Source organism: Dactylosporangium sp. CA-152071 (genome assembly GCF_050936335.1).
GTDB classification, from domain to species: domain Bacteria; phylum Actinomycetota; class Actinomycetes; order Mycobacteriales; family Micromonosporaceae; genus Dactylosporangium; species Dactylosporangium maewongense.
In genome coordinates this window covers 5,281,585-5,297,635 of record NZ_JBNJMZ010000001.1, presented here as the reverse complement: position 1 = coordinate 5,297,635, position 16,051 = coordinate 5,281,585, and the positions used below count along the sequence as shown (strand labels likewise).

The window sequence follows — 16,051 nt, the reverse complement described above, 5'->3', positions numbered from 1 at the left end:
ACCACGAGAACGAAGGCGTCACCTGTCGCCGGCCTCCTTCGCCGCGCGCTCCACGCGGTCGTAGTGGCTCGCCCACCAGGCCTTGTCCTCGGCCGGCAGGTTGTCGTTGCCCTGGTGTAAGCCGGCGGCGCCGTCGATCAGCTCGCGGATGATGTCGGCGTGACCGGCGTGGCGGTCCGTCTCGGCGATCATGTGGATCAGGACCCGGTGCAACGTCACGTCGCGGTGCCCGGCGGACCACCACGGCACCTGCCCGGCGGCGTCGAGCGGCAGCGCCTCGATCGTGGCATCGGAGTGCGCCCACACCCGCCGGTACAGGGCGACGATCTGCTCGCGACTCTCGTCGGGCGTGGCCCACGTGTCGGCGCTCGGCTCGGCGCCCGGACCGATCCACGGCATCGGCTCCTCGAACGGCCGGCCGAACGTCACGCCGAAATAGCCCGACTCGACGCTCGCCACGTGCTTCACCAGACCGAGCAGGTTGGTGCCCGTCGGCACCAACGGGCGCCGTACGTCAAATTCCGACAGCCCTTCCAGCTTCCACAGCAGCGCATCGCGGCCGGACTGCAGATAGCGGTGGAGGTCACCTTTGCTCATGCCCGCAGCATCCCACGGGGGTATGACAAAAAAATGAGTCAGGGCCGGCCTCCCGTGTGGAAGACCGGCCCTGGACGCTGTCGGGGTAGCCGGATTTGAACCGACGGCCTCTTCGTCCCGAACGAAGCGCGCTACCAAGCTGCGCTATACCCCGAGCGTGCCGGGTAATCGTAGCCCACGCTCGGCAGGGCTCCAACTCGGTATCCCCTGTCGCGTCAGAGGGACTTGAGGAAGGTGCTCACGGTGGACTCGTAAGCGGCCGGATCGAGGTTCCAGCTGCGGCAGTGACCGGCCTCGCGGGTCTCGACGAGCTGGACGGATGGGCAGGCCGTGGCCAGGGCGACCGTCGGTTCGGGGGCGACCGTGCGGTCGTCGTGGTCGACGTACAGCAGGGTCGGGACGTCCAGGGGCACGTCGCGGTAGTTCAGATCGGCGGAGCGCACGCCCAGGCGGTGCTGGATCAGCTTGAGGGCGGTCCAGGTCCACAGGGGCGGGACGTTGAGCTGGCGGGCATTCATCCGCAACGTCGCGATCCAGTCGACGACGGGGCAGTCCAGGACGATCCCGCGGACGAAGCCGCCGTGGTCCCACGAGCGCAGCAGGTTGAGGATCGCGGCTCCGCCCATCGACCAGCCGTACAGGATCACCTGGCGGGCGCCGGCGGTGCGGGCGTAGTCGATCGCGGACAGGACGTCACGCCACTCGGTGTGGCCGAGGTGGAAGAGGGCGTCGGGGCTGGGGAACGCCTCGGGGTCGTTGCGGTACGTGACGACCAGGGTGTTGTGCCCGGAGGCGGCCAGGGTCGGCAGGATGCGCAGGGCCTCACCGCGCGGCGCGCCCCGGCCGTGGACCGCGATGATCCACGTGTCGTCGGCCGGGCCGCTGGTCGGCGGGACCAGCCACGCGGGGCAGTCGCCGAGCTCGGCTGGGACCAGCACCTCCTCGAAGGGCAGGCCACGGGCCGACAAGGGGTCGCCCTCGTAGACATAGCCGGTGGTGTACCCCCGGAGGCCGCTGGTCAGCGTGCCCCGCGTCAGCGTCGTGATCTCCCGGGTCACGCTGACCCGGTCCGTGGCGATGACCGGGCCGAGCACGGCGTGCCCCGCGGGCCACACGAAGGCGAGCGGCATCGAGCGGGCCGTGTCGGGGGTGCGGGTCAGGGTGATCCGGTTGCCGGCGTACGCCCGGACGCGGACGGGCCACGCCCGGGCGGCGTTGACGTTGAGGACCTGGCCGGCGAGGAACCAGCCGGCGCCCGCGGTGCCGGTCGGCAGCAGCACGGCGAGCCCCGCGGCGCCCGCCACGCCGGCATAGGCGGCCCGCCGCGGCCACTTCCGCGGGACGGGCGCCGGCGCCACGGAGGTCATCGCGGCACGAGGGTCAGGATCGACGCCTCCGGCGGGCAGGCGAGGCGCACCGGCGCGGTCGGGTGGGTGCCGAGGCCCGCCGACACGTGCAGGAACGCCGACGAATACGGCCAGCGGTGCAGCCCCTTCGCCATGCGCCGGTCGAGGCCGCAGTTGGTGACGAGCGCCCCGAAGAAGGGCATCGCGACCTGGCCGCCGTGCGTGTGGCCGGCCAGGAGCAGGTCGAAGCCGTCGTCGGCCATGCGGTCCAGGATGCGCGGCTCGGGGGAGTGGGTGAGGCCGAGGCGCACGTCGACGTCGGCCGAGGCGGGCCCGGCGACGCTGTCGTAGTCGTCGCGGCCGACGTGCGGGTCGTCGACGCCGACCAGTTCGACGGTACGGCCGCCGGCCTTGATCGTCGTCCGGGCGTTGTTGAGGTCGGCCCAGCCGTGGCCGGCGAGCACGTCGCGCAGCTCCTCGGTGGGCAGGACGGCACCCTGCACATACGGCTTGTCGCGGTTGAAATACCCGAACGGGTTCTTCAGCACGGGCCCGCGATAGTCGTTGCTGCCGAACACGAAGGCGCCCGGACGGTCGAGCAGCGGTGTCAGCGCGCGGACCACGGCGGGCACCGCATCCACATGGGCCATGTTGTCGCCGGTCACCACGACGAGGTCGGGGTCGGTGCCCGCCAGCTCGCCGATCCACCGCTGCTTGCGGTGCTGACCGGGGGTGAGGTGGAAGTCGCTGAGGTGCAGGATCCGCAGCGGCTCGGCGTCCGGGGAGAGCACGGGGACGTCGAACCTGCGCAGGGTGAACATGTTGCGCTCGACGAGCGAGGCATAGGCAAATGTGGCAGCACCGGCCGCGGCGGCACCGACGGCGAGGCGCCGGACAGTCTTCGAGCGCATCCGCTCAGCGTACCGGGGGTTTTACAACAGAATTTGGCCAAGTCCCCCGCGGATAGACTGCACTCATGTTGAAGGAGCGTCTGGAGTCCGACTTGCGCGAGGCCATGAAGGCCCGCGACGAGTTGGTGACCTCGACCCTGAGGATGGCGATCACCGCGGTTCGCAACGCCGAGGTCGCCGGCAAGGCCGCCCGCGAGCTGTCCGACGAGGAGATCCTCTCGGTGCTCACCAAGGAGGCGAAGAAGCGGCGCGAGGCCGCCGAGGCGTTCGCCGGCGCCGGCCGTGAGGCGCAGGCGGCGAAGGAGCGCGCCGAGGAGGAGGTGCTCGCCGGGTATCTGCCGGTCCAGCTCTCCGAGGAGGACCTCGCGGGCATCGTCCGCGACGCGCTCGCCGGGCTGGGCGGGGCGCCCAACATGGGCCAGGCGATGAAGGCCGCGCAGGCCGCCGTCGGTGGCCGGGCCGAGGGCGGCCGCGTCGCCGCCGAGGTCCGCGCCCAGCTCGCCAAGGGCTGAGCGAAGTACGGGGCTGAGCGAAGCACAGGGCTGAGCGTCAGCAGGACACAGCGGAACGGCCGCCCCAGGAGCTCCTGGGGCGGCCGTTGTCGTCGTAGCGGGGTCAGCAGACCCAGGGCGCCGGGCATTCCGTGTCGTCACGGATGCCGTCCGGGTTGTCGCCCAGGTACGGCGGGGCCGGCGCGCCGGGGCCCTTGCTGATGATCAGCGAGACCTGCCCGCCCTTGACCGTGGCGCCGCCCGGCTCGGTGCGGGCGACCGTGCCCGCCGGGCAGGGCGAGGCGACCTGGGCGGAGGAGACCGTCACGGTGAACCCGGCCCGGGTGATCCGGCTGCGGGCCTGGTCGACCGGGGCGCACTTGACCGACGGGATCTCCACCAGCTTGCCCATCGACTTGTCCTTGGTCGGCGCCGTGAACTGCACCACCGGCTTGCCGGTGAGGCCGTCCTTGAGCGTGCCCAGGGTCGCGTAGTTGATCTGGGGGTGCTTCATGTCCTTGTTGGTCTCGGGCCAGTCGGGGTCGGTGAGGAAGCCGCCGACCGCGAGCTGCTTGGTCATCGCGACGAACGTGGCGCTCTTCTCCGAGTCGGTGGTGCCGGACTTGCCGGCGACCGGGCGGCCGACGTACTTGCGGGCGTAGCCCGCGGTGGCGCCGCCGCACTTGCCGGTGGCGGACTGGTCGCCGACGGGGCAGCGGGCCATGTCGACGGCCGCGCGCGCGACCTCCTTGTCGACGACCTGCTTGCACCTCGGGTCGAGCCCCTCGACCTTCTTGCCGCTGTTGTCCTTGACCTCGAGGATCGGGGTCGGCTCGCAGTACAGGCCGTCCGCGGCGAGCGTGCCGTAGGCGTTGGCCAGCTGCAGTGGCGTGGTGGCGCTGACGCCGAGGGTGAAGGCGCCCCAGCCCTTCGCGTTCTGGGGCTGGGCCAGGTTGGCGTCCTCGGAGGCGTTGAACTGGATGCCGAGGCGCTTCGCCACGTCGACCACCTTGTCGGCGCCGACCTGCTGCTCCAGTGGCACGAAGTACGTGTTGATCGAGCTGCCGAACGCGGTCCACATGTTGTACGGACCGGACTGGCCGCCGGCGTTCTTCGGGCAGTACCAGGGGCCGTTACACGCGGCCGGGCTGCTCGGGTTGATCTTGAAGGTCGACTGGAACTGCTTCTCGGTGTTGATCGTCGTCGCCAGGGGCAGGCCGGCCTCCAGTGCCGCCACCGCGGTGAACATCTTGAACGTCGAGCCGGCCTGGTAGCCGGGGATGTCCTTGTCACCGGTGATGATCGGCACCGTGGTGTTCGGGTAGTTGCCCTTCTGGCCCTTCTTGTCCGGGTTGGTGTTGGGCCCGTTCTTGCTGTTGTCGTTGCTGAACGTGCGGTTCGTCGCGATCGCCGTGACCCGGCCGGTGCCGGGCTCGACCGCGGCGAGCATGATCGCGTTCTGGTTGCCCAGCCGGATCTTCTCGTTCTTGCCGACGTTCGGCTGGTCGGCGGCGTACTTGAAGGCCGCGGCCTGGGTGTTGACGTCGAGGGAGGAGATCACCGTGTAGCCGCCGGCGCGGAGCCGGTTGGCGCGCTGGTACTGGTCCTCGCCGAAGACCTTCTGCTCCATCCACCAGCGGCGCAGGTAGTCGCAGAAGAAGCCGGCGCCCAGCTCGTTGGGGCGCTGCACCGACTCGCAGCCCTCGGGCGTGCGCTTGCCGACGATGTTCAGCTTGGTCTTGCCGGCCTCGTCGGCCTGCTGCTGGTTGATGTAGCCCATCGCGACCATCTGGTTGAGCACGTACTTCTGCCGGTCCAGCGCGCGGGGCAGGCCCTCGACGGTCGCCGGGTCGCTCGTGCCGGGCGCCTTGACCAGGCCGGCGATGAGCGCGGCCTCGGGCAGGGTCAGGTCCTTCGGGTCCTTCTCGAAGTACACGTGCGCGGCCGCGAAGATGCCGTAGGCGCCGTGACCGAACGCGGCGATGTTGAGGTACCGGAGCAGGATCTCGTCCTTGTTGAGCTTCTTCTCCAGGTCGATCGCGTACTTCATCTCGCGCAGCTTGCGCGTGGGGGTCTTGTCGGTGGCGTCCACCACGTCCTGCGGCGTCTTGGCCGAATAGGAGATCGCCTGCCGCACGTACTGCATGGTCAGCGTCGAGGCGCCCTGCTCGGCGGTGCCGCCGGCGTTCTGGTTGGCGACGAACGCGCGCGCCACACCCTTCACGTCGACGCCGCGGTGCTCGTAGAACCGGTTGTCCTCGGCGGCCACGATCGCCTTGCGCATGACGTCGGCGACGTCGGTAAGGTTGGTGACGTCGCGGCGGTTCTCGTCGTACATCATCGCCAGCAGGGTCTTGCCGTCGGATGCGTACACATAACTGATCTGCGGCGACGGCAGCACATCGATGTCGGTCGGCAGATTCTCGAACGTGTCGGCGCCGGCCTTCGCGGCGAGGCCCGACATCGCGACCGCGGGGAATGCGGCCGCTGCAACCACCAAGCCCGCGAGCAGCCCACACAGCAGGAGTGATGCTGCGTTGGGCAGCAGGCCGTGTTCGCGTTTGCGCATCCAGGTCACTTCCTCAGACTACGGGACGGCGTCATGAGGCCGCGTCCTGATGCTGGCGTCCTCGTTGTCCTAGACGCGTGACACCGGTCGTGAGGTTGACCCGTAGCCGAGTCTGATACATGGATCGCGGGGGTGCGGGCTTTTTGGGCAAATCGCACCCGGTCGTGACGCGGCAGTAGCACGCTCCGGCCTTTTGGTGGATCACATAAGGCCGGTTAACCTGGTGCAACAACGTTGCGTAACTGGACGACTACAGAGCATGATGTTCCGGAAAGCTCCTCTCGGGGTTCCCGTGGCCGGGGACCCTCCTGTCGCGCCGGGTAGCCCGGCGAACTGCATCCAAAAGCCATGGGGGGACGTGGTTTGGGTGCTATTCGCTGGGGCAAGCACGGCGGATGGACCCGGGGGGAGTCCAAGGGGGGAAGAGGAAATATGAGCATGGTCGTCGACTGGCCCAGCATCGCCGCGTGTCGCAATGGCGACCCGGACGCTTTGTTCGTCCAGGGTGCCGAGCAGAACGTGGCGAAGCGGATCTGCCGGAGCTGCCCCGTGCGGTATGAGTGCCTGGCAGACGCCCTCGACAACCGGATCGAGTTCGGAGTCTGGGGCGGCATGACCGAGCGCGAGCGCCGTGCGTTGCTGCGCCGTCACCCGCAGGTGCCCAGCTGGCGCAAGATGTTCGAAGCCGCCATGGATCGTAACGAGAAGGACGCCACCAAGGAGCTCGTTCCGACCGGCTGAGGCACCGGCTAGAACGAGTATCCGATCGCGCGCAGCCCGTCGAGGTCATGGACGTCGGCGGGCTGTGCCGGGATCTTCACGACCGGAACACCCGGGTGGGCCCGCAGGAACCGACCTGACACCGCCGCCTGCCTGTCCCGCTGGTCCGCGAGCTCCGCGTGCACGCGGAGCACCTCCGCCGTCGAGGGATGCTCACCCAGCTCGTCGAGGCGGCCGGCGGCGGCACGGGCGTCGTCGGCGCTCAGCGCGGCGGGCACCGACACCACCCGGTTGAGCACGAGACCCGCCAGCGGCATCCGGTCGGCCGCGAGCCGCCCGGCGAAATACATCGCCTCCCGGACCGCGTCCGGCTCGGGTGCCGCCACCACCAGGAACGCCGTCTCCGGTGCCTGGAGCACCCGGTACGTCTGCTCGGCGCGCTCACGGAAGCCACCGAACATCGAGTCGAGGGCGCCGACGAACCCCGACAGGTCGGTCAGCAGCTGCGCCCCGAGGATCTTGGTGACGGTACGGCTGAACAGACCGAACGAGGCCGACACGAGGTTGAACACGCTGCGCCCGCCGGCCCGGGCCGGGGCGAGCAGCAGCCGCAGCATCTTGCCGTCCAGGAACCGCGACAGCCGCGCCGGCGCGTCGAGGAAGTCCAGCGCGGAGCGCGACGGCGGCGTGTCGACCACGATCAGGTCCCACTCGTCGCGGGCCCGCAGCTGGCCGAGCTTCTCCATCGCCATGTACTCCTGCGTGCCGGAGAACGTGGAGCTCATGGCCTGGTAGAAGGGGTTGGCGAAGATCTCCTCGGCCCGCTTCGGGTCGGTGTGCTCGAGCACGACCTCGTCGAAGGTCCGCTTCATGTCCAGCATCATGGCCTGGAGCTCGGCCGAGTCGGGCTGCAGCCCCTTGACCAGGCGCGGCGTGTTGTCCAGCTCGGTCAGGCCCAGCGCCTGCGCCAGCCGGCGCGCCGGGTCGATGGTGAGCACCACCGTGCGACGGCCGTGCCGCTCGGCGGCACGCACCGCGAGCGCGGCCGCGGTCGTGGTCTTGCCGACTCCGCCGGAGCCGCAGCAGACGACGATGCGGATCGCCGGGTCGGCGAGGATCGCGTCGGCGTCGAGCTTGGGGGTCCCCACCTAGCGAGCGTATCCGTTCATCGCTCGGTCAAGCTCAGGTGAGCAAGAGATCACCGAGGGACTCCAGCGCCTGCGGGGTGACACCGCCCGGGAGCACGGGCAGCTCCACCACCGGCCGGCCGAGACCCTGCAGGTCGGCCCGCAGTGACGCCTCCGCGGCGACCCGGGTCTGGTACGCCTTGGCCTCGCCCGCCAGCCCCGCGAGGGTCTCCTTGTCGGCGGTGAGCCCCGCCGCGGTCAACCCCCGGCGCAGGTCCGCCTGGGTCACCTTCGCCCCGGCCAGCACGGGCAGGCGGGTCGCGTTGACGATCACCGTGCCGATCGGGATGCCGAGCCGGCTGAGCTCGTCGATCGCGTCGGCGGTCTCCTGGACCGGCATCTCCTCCAGAAGAGTGACCACGTGCACGGCGGTCATCGGCGAACGCAGGATCGCCGCGACGCCCTCACTCTGCGTCTTGATCGGGCCGACCTTCGCCAACCGGGCAGTCTCGGCGGTCACGTTGAGGAAACGGCCGATCCGCCCCGTCGGCGGCGCGTCGAGGATGACCGCGTCGTACACCCGGCGGCCGTCGACGGTGCGCGTCACCGCCTCCTTGACCTTGCCGGTCAGCAGCACGTCGCGGAGCCCCGGCGCGACGGTCGTGGCGAAGTCGACGGCGCCGACCTTGCGCAGCGCCCGGCCGGCCACGCCGAGCCGGTAGAACATCTCCAGGTACTCCAGGAGCGCCTCCTCGGCGTCCACGGCCAGCGCGCGGACCTCGCCGCCGCCGCTCGCCGTGGCGATCCGCAGCTCCTGGTAGGGCAGCGGGTCGCGGTCGAAGACCTGCGCGATGCCCTGCCGGGCCTCGACCTCGATCAGCAGCGTGCGCCGGCCGTCCCTGGCCAGTGCGAGCGCCAGCGCGCCGGCGACCGTGGTCTTGCCTGTGCCGCCCTTGCCGGTGACCACATGCAGACGGGCGGGCCAGCCCATGCTTCCTGCACGGCCGCCCCGCCCGTCCTGAGACTCGCGCGTTGTCACCCCTCGACGCTACAGGGCGCCGTCCGCGACTACGCGGTGGTGATCTCGCACACCCACCAGCCGTTGTCCTTCGTCGCGAGGAACTTGTACTTCGACTCGGCGACCTTCTCGTCACTCGTGGCGACCTTGATCGGCACGACCAGCGTCGCCGAGGAGGCGTCCTGCTTCTCGACCGTCGGGGCGGGCCACGTGTAGGTCGGGCTGGTCAGGCCGGCGTCGTACTTCTTGATGTCGTCGACCCGGGCGGCCAGCTTGTTCTTGTCACGGGACGACGCGCAGACGTACTTGAGCGCCTCGGTGGTGTTCTTGTCCTTGTAGACAGCCTTGAGGAAGCCGTTGACCGCGTCGACCGCGCTCGGCTGGCCCTTGCCCTGGTTGCCCTTCTGGACGAAGTACGCCGCCGCGCCGCCACCGCCGCACAGGACGAGCACGACCGCCAGGACGATCAGGGTGATCATCAGGCCGCGCTTCCTCGGCGGCGCCGGCTGCTGGTAGCCGGGCTGGTAGCCACCCGCGTAGGGGTCGGCCGGGAAGCCACTGGTCGGCTGGCCGGGGAAGCCGCTCGTGGGCTGGCCGGGGAAGCCGCTCGTGGGCTGGGCCGGGAAACCGCTGGTCGGCTGCTGCTGCTGCAGCGGACCCGTCGGGAACTGCCCGGTCGGCTGCGGACCCGTCGGGAACGCGCCCGTCGGCGGGTACTGCGGCTGCTGCGGGTAACCCTGCTGCGGATACTGCGCCGGATCCGGCTGCCCGAACTGCGGCTGCTGCCCGTACTGCGTCGGGTCGGGCTGCTGCGGATACCCGGCCTGCGGGAACGGCGGCTGGACCGGCACCGCATACGGCTGGCCGGACGTCGGCGGAGCGGAGGTCGGAGGCGCCGAGGTGGGCGGCGCGGCGAACGGGTCCTGCACGCCCGGCGCGGGCGGCCAGCCCTGACCCGGAGCCGGCTGCGGAGGCTGCGGTGCCTGACCCGGCGCGGCGTAAGGGTCGCCCGGCTGGCCCTGGTATTCGGGCTGCCCGGGGTACTGGGGCGGTTGTGTCATGTCTCCACCTCGTGTGCGACGGCCGGTCCGCCGGCGGTCCGGCTCCCGGGACCCGTGCGGCGCGGCCCTTAGGGTAGCCGTCGCGCGCGAGCATTGGGGGACCCCATTTCGGTCGGCGTCCGCTCGTCGCGCCGCAGGCGACCGATAGTCTCCCCTCATGCAGAAATGGGAGTACCTGACCGCACCCCTGCTGGTCCACAACACGAAGCTGATCCTGGACAACTTCGGCGAGGACGGCTGGGAGCTCGTGGCGATCGTGCCGGGCCTCAACCCGGAGAACCTCGTGGCCTACTTCAAGCGCCCCAAGGCGGACTGACGTGGGCAGTGAGGTGTTCACCCGGCTGGAGGACCTGGGCCTGACGATCCCGGCGGTCGTGCCGCCGGTCGCCGCCTACGTGCCGGCCGTACAGACGAACAACCACGTGTATGTCTCGGGGCAGCTGCCGATGGTCGGCGGGAAGCTCGCCGCCGCCGGCCTGGTCGGCGCCGACGTGACCCCCGAGCAGGCCAAGGAGCTCGCCCGCCAGGCCGGGCTCAACGCCCTCGCCGCCGTGCACGCCCTGGTCGGCCTGGACAAGGTCGTCCGGGTGGTCAAGATCGTCGGGTTCGTCGCGTCGGCGCCGGGCTTCACCGGCCAGCCGGGCGTCATCAACGGCGCCAGCGAGCTGTTCGCCGAGGTCTTCGGTGAGGCGGGCCGGCACGCCCGCAGCGCCGTCGGCGTCTCCTCCCTGCCGCTCAACACCCCGGTCGAGGTCGAAGCGATCTTCGAGGTCGCCTGAGCGACGGACCCCCGTGCGGGTTCGATGCCCGGTCGGGTGACGTGTCGTGGGAACCGGCCCGCCGTACGATCACTTCGTGGTAAGCCACGTCACCGCCCCGACCGCCGAGGTCCTCACGTCGTTGCCCGACTGGGTGACGCTGGTCCGCGCGCCCAACCCGGGCCCGATGACACTCGACGGCACCAACACCTGGCTCCTGCGGGCGCCCGGCGGCGGCTGCGTCGTCGTCGACCCGGGCCCGCTGGACGAGGGCCACCTGCGGGCAGTCGCCGGCCACGCGCCGATCGCCGCCATCATCCTCACGCACAGCCACGAGGACCACACCGAAGGTGTACCGCGCCTCGCCGAGCTCACCGGCGCGCCGGTCCACCAGCCGCCGGTACACGCGACGCTCGACGTCGACGGCGTCCTCATCGAACCTGTCATCACGCCCGGTCACACCGCCGACTCCGTCTGCTTCGCCGCACGGCACGGCGACCAGCGGCTGATGCTGACCGGCGACACCATCCTCGGCCGAGGGACCACCATCGTCGCCTGGCCCGACGGCGACCTCGGCGACTACCTGAACAGCCTGCGACTGCTGGCCGGCTTCGAGGGCGTGCCCGCGCTGCCCGGACACGGTCCGGCACTCACCGACACCGCCGTCGCCGCCCGCTTCTACCATCAGCACCGCCAGGCCCGCCTCGAGCAGGTCCGGGCGGCGCTCGCCGCGGGCGCCACCGATCCCGCCGAGGTCGTCGCTCTGGTGTACGCCGATGTCGACCGCAGCCTGTGGGAAGCGGCCGAGTGGTCGGTCCGGGCGCAACTTGCCTATCTGAGTCGGGAATCACAACCACCCCAGCCAGGGTTGGACGCAACGTGACGTGTTCGGTGTGTGGAACCGTGGCCGTTCCGGGTGCGCGGTTCTGCCACCATTGCGGCTCGGCGCTGCCGGCCGCGGCCACCCTCCCGGCCGCCGAGCGGCGGATCGTGACCGTGCTCTTCGGCGACCTGTCCGACTTCACCGCCTGGTCGGAGGACCTCGACCCGGAGCGGGTCGGCGCGGTCACCGACCGGGTGCTCGCCGCGCTCGCCGGCGCGGTCAAGACCTTCGGCGGCCACGTCGACAAGCTCACCGGCGACGGCATCATGGCCGTCTTCGGCGCCCCCGTCGCCCACGAGGACGACGCCGAGCGGGCCGTCCGCGCCGCGCTGTCCATGCAGCGGGCGGTGCGCCGGGTCCTCGACGACGAGCGCGGCGGCGGCGCCCCGCTCGGCCTGCGCATCGGACTCAACACGGGCACCGTCGTCGCCGGCGTACAGGCGGGCATCGAATACACGGTCATCGGCGACACCGTCAACACGGCGGCCCGGCTCGCCGACGCCGCCGCGATCGGCGCCGTCTACGCGGGCGACCGCACCTCCGCCACCACCCGGCGGCTCGCCTCCTGGCGCGCGCTGCGCCCCCTGCGCCTGAAAGGCAAACGGGAGCCGGTCGAGGCGTACGAACTGCTCGGCCTGCTCGACGCCCCCGGCACCCGCTCCGGCCTCGGCGACGAGGCGCCGTTCGTCGGCCGCGAGGCGGAGCTCGCCCGCGTCTCCGGCCGGCTCGCCGAGATCGCCGACCGGCAGGAGACCCGCGTCCTGGTCTTCACCGGGGAGGCCGGGCTGGGCAAGTCCCGGCTCGCCGGCGAGATCGAGCGCTTCGCCGCCGGCTACCTCGGCAGCGCCGGCTACACGCCGAGCGCCGGGTTCGCGCCCGGCGGCGGCGCCCGCGTGCTGTCCGTGCACTGCGCCGCCTTCGGCGAACGCCGCCGGCTCGCGCCCCTCGCCGACCTCGTCCGCGCCGCGATCGGCCTGCCGCCGGACGCCACCAACCTCACCCGCGAAGCGGTCGAGGAGCGGCTGCGCCGCCTCGCGCAGCGGCTGGCCCGCGCCGCCCGCGGCCGCCCCGAGCCGCCCCGCTTCGCCACCGACCTCCTGCTGAGCCTCATCGGCTACTCCGGCTCGTCGTCGGAGGCGTCCTGGGTCGCGCCCGGCGCCAAACCCGACGAGCTCGACCTGCACGCCGTGCCCAACGCGGTCGCGGAGCTGCTGTCCGGCATGGCCGCCGAGACGCCCCTCGTCGTCATCGTCGACGACCTGCACGACGCGACCGCCGAGACCGTCGACGCGCTCGGCGCCGTCATCGAGCGGATCACCGGCCCGGTCCTCATCGTGCTGCTCGGCCGGCCCGAGCTGGTCCGCTCCGCCGGCGTCCTCACCCGCGTGCCCGACGCCGAGCTGGTGCCGATCCCGCCGCTGCGCGGTGCCGACGCGGCGCGGCTGCTCAGCGCGTACCTCGGCGGCGGGCGGCTCGCGGCACCCGACGAGGACCGGCTCCTCGCGACCGCCCAAGGCAACCCGTTCTACCTCGCCGAGCTGGTCACCCTCCTGCAGGAGCGCGGCGCGCTGAGCACCGTGCCCGGCAGCGACCCCGTCGGCTGGCGGCTCACCCCCGGCTCTCTCGGCGGGCGGCTGCTCTCCCGCGACCTCGCCGCCGTCCTCGCCGCCCGCATCGACGCGCTGCCCCCCGACACCCGCGCCGTGCTGCGCGACGCGGCCGTCATCGGCGACACCGTGCCCAGCCGGGCCCTGGAGGCGCTGCGCTTCAACCCGCCCGGCCAACCGGCCCGGCCCGCCGTCGTCGCCGCCGTCGAGCTGGAGCGCGCCGTCGAGGAGCTGCTCCAGCGGCGCATGCTGCGCCGCGCCCGCGGCGGCTACGCGTTCGCCACGCCGCTGCTGCGCGAGGCCGCGTACGCCGGCATCGGCAAGGCCGACCTCGCCGAGCGGCACGCCGCACTGTCCCGCTGGGCGGCCGCGGCGATGACCGCCTGGCAGACCTCCGGCAATACCGGCGGCACCGTCACCGGCCTCAACATGACCGCCGGCGCCGCCGACGCGTTCATCGCCGACCACGCCGAGCGCGCCTCCCGCCTCGCCGACGTCGTCGGGCTGCGCCCCGACTCCCTCGCCCGCTCCGCCGCGCCGCTCGGCGTGCAGGCCCTCGGCCGCGCGGCCCGCGAGGCCCTCGCCACCGGCGAACCCGCCCAGGCCGCCCAGGCCGCCGACCGGGCCACCGCCCTCGGCACCGTCCCACTCGGCGACCGGCTCGTGCACGCGCGGGCGCTGCTGCAGCTCGGCCGGGTCTCCGAAGCCCTCGCCGGCGCCGAGAAGGTCACCGCCAACGCACCCGACGACCCCGCGGTCCGGGTCGGCGCCCTGCTCGTCGCCGGCCGCGCCTACCGCGCCACCGGCGACCAGCGCCGCAGCTACCAGACCCTCAACGAAGCCCTCGAAGCGGCGACGGAGGCGCGCCTCACGTACGAGCGGGGCGACGCCATGCGCCGGCTCGGCATGGCCGACTTCCTCGAAGGCCGGCTCGCCGAGGCCGGCGGGCGCTTCGCCGAGTCCTTCCAGATCGCGGTCAGCTCCGGCGACCGGCGGGCGCAGGCCTGGTCGCTGCAGCACCTGGCCTGGGTCACCACCACCCGCGGCGACTTCGCCGGCGCCGACGCGGCCCTCGGCCGGGCCGCCCGCCGCTTCGCCGAGCTGGGCGACCCCGTCGGCCGGGCCTGGCTGCGCGGCACCACCGCCTTCGTCCGGCTGCTCGCCGGCCGGCTCGGCGAGGCCAGGCGCCTGGCGAAGGCGTTCCTGCCCTTCGGTGAGCGGGTCGGCGACGCCTGGGCGGTCGGCACCCTGCGCGCGGTCGAGGCCTTCGCGGCCGCCGAGAGCGGCGACCTGGCCGACGCCGACCGGGAGGCGCGCCGGGCCTACCGCGACTTCGCCGCCGCCGGCGACGACTGGGGCCGCGGCCTCGCGCTCGTGGTCCGCGGCGTGGTCGCCCGCGAGCTGGCCGAGCCCGCGCACGCCTTCGACCTGCTCACCGACGCCACCGAGTACGGCGAGAAGACCGGCCATCCGCTGCTCATCGGCATGTCGCGGACGATGCGCGGCTTCGTCAGCCTGGACCGCGGCGACGCGGCGGCCGCCGAGGACGACGCCAGGGCTGTCCTGCAGGTCGTGGAGACCCACGACGTCCTCGAAGCGGCGAAGGTCGCGCCGCGGGTCCTGTTCGGCCTGGCCCGCCAGGCCCAGGGCGACCTGGCGGCGGCGCTGGAGGTGCTCGGCTGCGTGGCCGCGGACCGCCCCGGTCCGTCGGTGATGTTCTCCCGCCGGCACGCGGTGGCGGCCTACGCCGGCGCCCTGCTCGCCGCGGGCCGGCAGGTCGAGGCCCTCGACTGGGCCCGGCAGGCGCAGACCCTGGCCGGCGAGGACGTGCGCAGCCGGATCTACGCGGCCCGCGTCCTGGCCGACGCCCTCGAGGCCAACGGCCAGTGCGACGAGGCCGCCGTCGTCACCGCCGCCCTCGCCACATGACACGCCGCGTCACGTGATGACGTGGCGTGATTGTCTGATGACTCGACTGGAGATCAATTTCCGGTGAGGGTGTAAGGTAGCTTCAAAGCGGCCACGCAGCGCCGACCTCGCCCTGGTGCGTTCCCGGTCGAGCGGCACCCCCGGCAACGACAGCCCCTGACGGCAACGACGACCTGCCCCGACGACGTGCTCGCGCGCCTGCGCGTCAGGCGGCGGACGGCGAGCGGCGGCTCGGCGGCTCCTGGGGATGCTCCTGGGGATGCTCGGCGTCTTGTGTGGAAGGTGCGTTCGGGGCGCCGTTTCGGATGTGTCTGACCGGGGGCACGGTCTCGTCGGCGGGCCCTTGATGCACCTTCGACTGGATGCTGGCCGGTGTGCGGACCGGCGTGGTCGCCGCTGGTGGCATCGACTAGCTCCGGGTGGCATCGACTGGTCGCGTGTCGGTGACTCGAGCGCCGTTGGGTGCATCGGCGTGCTGCCGGTGGCGGCAAGGGGCGGTGGGAACCCGGCGAATCGGGCATCGGGCGGGTCCTTCGGGTCGTCGCCGCAAACCGGCTCACGCCGTCGGGGTCTTGCGGTGGGCTGGCCGCGAAGATCCACGTTGCATGTGACGGCGCGGGCTGGGTTCTGGGTTCGTTCCAGTGCGTTCTTCCCCGGCCCCGGTGGGCGGCGACCCTGGCGGCGACGGCTCCGGTCCCGACGAAGACCCACCCCTGGCGGCGGCCCCGGCCTGTGGCGGCGGCCCCGGCCTGTGGCGGCGGCCCCGGCCTCTGGAGGCGGCCCCCACGCCCCCGACCCTGGCGGCGGCCCCGGCCCCGGCGGTGATCCCGGCACCGTCGGACTGGCGGACTCGGCGGCGGCGCCAACGAGGACGTGGACGACGAGTTCGTGCCTGCGTGGCGGGGTGGCAGGTGGGGCGACGGCTCTTGTGGATGAGTGGGTGGCGTGTTTGCGGGGTGATCAAGGGGCGGGTGGGCGGTGTGGGGGAAGGGTATCGATGGCTGGCGGGGTGTTGTGGCCGATGCGTGACGGCG

At 72.4% G+C, this 16,051-nt stretch carries 12 protein-coding genes, 1 tRNA gene and 1 pseudogene; 6 read left to right on the top strand and 8 right to left on the bottom strand.

Features of this window, described 5'->3' with window-relative positions; translation table 11 throughout:
* Positions 1-18 precede the first annotated feature (18 nt).
* The 4 genes from ACQEVZ_RS23670 to ACQEVZ_RS23655 form a co-directional block, all read right to left on the bottom strand.
* Positions 19-597 carry a DinB family protein gene (locus ACQEVZ_RS23670; protein ID WP_433369947.1) on the bottom strand — a complete coding sequence of 193 codons (579 nt, stop codon included), beginning with the start codon at positions 595-597 and terminating at the stop codon, positions 19-21.
* Between the two features lie 80 nt (positions 598-677).
* Positions 678-751: transfer RNA gene (locus ACQEVZ_RS23665), tRNA-Pro, on the bottom strand.
* A gap of 61 nt (positions 752-812) precedes the next feature.
* Complete coding sequence (locus ACQEVZ_RS23660; RefSeq protein ID WP_433369944.1) at positions 813-1,964, bottom strand: alpha/beta hydrolase family protein; 1,152 nt, start codon at positions 1,962-1,964, stop codon at positions 813-815.
* Entirely contained in the window at positions 1,961-2,854 is an 894-nt protein-coding gene (locus ACQEVZ_RS23655; protein WP_433369941.1) for a metallophosphoesterase, read from the bottom strand. The genes ACQEVZ_RS23660 and ACQEVZ_RS23655 overlap by 4 nt, the downstream gene beginning before the upstream one ends.
* 65 nt (positions 2,855-2,919) lie before the next feature.
* Here ACQEVZ_RS23655 and ACQEVZ_RS23650 point away from each other — a divergent pair, with 65 nt between their 5' ends.
* A complete protein-coding gene (locus tag ACQEVZ_RS23650) occupies positions 2,920-3,366 on the top strand; it encodes a GatB/YqeY domain-containing protein (protein ID WP_433369938.1) in 447 nt (148 codons plus the stop codon).
* A gap of 103 nt (positions 3,367-3,469) precedes the next feature.
* Here ACQEVZ_RS23650 and ACQEVZ_RS23645 read toward each other — a convergent pair whose 3' ends face one another.
* Positions 3,470-5,914, bottom strand: a complete 2,445-nt coding sequence (locus tag ACQEVZ_RS23645; RefSeq protein ID WP_433369935.1) for a transglycosylase domain-containing protein — start codon at positions 5,912-5,914, stop codon at positions 3,470-3,472.
* Between the two features lie 432 nt (positions 5,915-6,346).
* Between ACQEVZ_RS23645 and ACQEVZ_RS23640 the strand changes: the two genes are divergently transcribed.
* Entirely contained in the window at positions 6,347-6,655 is a 309-nt protein-coding gene (locus ACQEVZ_RS23640) for a WhiB family transcriptional regulator (protein WP_344515926.1), read from the top strand.
* 8 nt (positions 6,656-6,663) lie between these two features.
* Here ACQEVZ_RS23640 and ACQEVZ_RS23635 read toward each other — a convergent pair whose 3' ends face one another.
* The 3 genes from ACQEVZ_RS23635 to ACQEVZ_RS23625 form a co-directional block, all read right to left on the bottom strand.
* A complete protein-coding gene (locus ACQEVZ_RS23635) occupies positions 6,664-7,782 on the bottom strand; it encodes an ArsA family ATPase (protein WP_433369930.1) in 1,119 nt (372 codons plus the stop codon).
* A 34-nt stretch (positions 7,783-7,816) separates the two neighbouring features.
* On the bottom strand, positions 7,817-8,752 hold the full coding sequence (locus tag ACQEVZ_RS23630; RefSeq protein ID WP_433369927.1) for an ArsA-related P-loop ATPase: 936 nt from the start codon (positions 8,750-8,752) through the stop codon (positions 7,817-7,819).
* 77 nt (positions 8,753-8,829) lie between these two features.
* Complete coding sequence (locus ACQEVZ_RS23625; RefSeq protein ID WP_433369924.1) at positions 8,830-9,840, bottom strand: Rv0361 family membrane protein; 1,011 nt, start codon at positions 9,838-9,840, stop codon at positions 8,830-8,832.
* Between the two features lie 157 nt (positions 9,841-9,997).
* On the opposite strand from ACQEVZ_RS23625, the gene ACQEVZ_RS23620 reads away from it, so the two are divergent.
* The 4 genes and pseudogenes from ACQEVZ_RS23620 to ACQEVZ_RS23605 form a co-directional block, all read left to right on the top strand.
* Entirely contained in the window at positions 9,998-10,156 is a 159-nt protein-coding gene (locus tag ACQEVZ_RS23620) for a hypothetical protein (RefSeq protein WP_344515934.1), read from the top strand.
* Between the two features lies 1 nt (position 10,157).
* Positions 10,158-10,619, top strand: coding sequence for a RidA family protein (locus ACQEVZ_RS23615; RefSeq protein ID WP_433369921.1), 462 nt, complete (start codon positions 10,158-10,160; stop codon positions 10,617-10,619).
* Positions 10,620-10,695: 76 nt separating this feature from the next.
* Positions 10,696-11,481 (top strand): MBL fold metallo-hydrolase, encoded by a 786-nt coding sequence (locus tag ACQEVZ_RS23610; RefSeq protein WP_433369918.1) that lies wholly within the window; start codon positions 10,696-10,698, stop codon positions 11,479-11,481.
* Positions 11,478-14,975: pseudogene (locus tag ACQEVZ_RS23605) on the top strand (adenylate/guanylate cyclase domain-containing protein); the annotation flags it as partial. The gene ACQEVZ_RS23610 and the pseudogene ACQEVZ_RS23605, both read left to right, overlap by 4 nt.
* Positions 14,976-16,051: the final 1,076 nt, after the last annotated feature.

Coding starts and splice junctions, on each gene's coding strand:
- ACQEVZ_RS23670 (WP_433369947.1), bottom strand. CDS start 597: ATGAGCAAAGGTGACCTCCACCGCTATCTGCAGTCCGGCCGCGATGCG.
- ACQEVZ_RS23660 (WP_433369944.1), bottom strand. CDS start 1,964: ATGACCTCCGTGGCGCCGGCGCCCGTCCCGCGGAAGTGGCCGCGGCGG.
- ACQEVZ_RS23655 (WP_433369941.1), bottom strand. CDS start 2,854: ATGCGCTCGAAGACTGTCCGGCGCCTCGCCGTCGGTGCCGCCGCGGCC.
- ACQEVZ_RS23650 (WP_433369938.1), top strand. CDS start 2,920: ATGTTGAAGGAGCGTCTGGAGTCCGACTTGCGCGAGGCCATGAAGGCC.
- ACQEVZ_RS23645 (WP_433369935.1), bottom strand. CDS start 5,914: ATGCGCAAACGCGAACACGGCCTGCTGCCCAACGCAGCATCACTCCTG.
- ACQEVZ_RS23640 (WP_344515926.1), top strand. CDS start 6,347: ATGAGCATGGTCGTCGACTGGCCCAGCATCGCCGCGTGTCGCAATGGC.
- ACQEVZ_RS23630 (WP_433369927.1), bottom strand. CDS start 8,752: ATGGGCTGGCCCGCCCGTCTGCATGTGGTCACCGGCAAGGGCGGCACA.
- ACQEVZ_RS23625 (WP_433369924.1), bottom strand. CDS start 9,840: ATGACACAACCGCCCCAGTACCCCGGGCAGCCCGAATACCAGGGCCAG.
- ACQEVZ_RS23620 (WP_344515934.1), top strand. CDS start 9,998: ATGCAGAAATGGGAGTACCTGACCGCACCCCTGCTGGTCCACAACACG.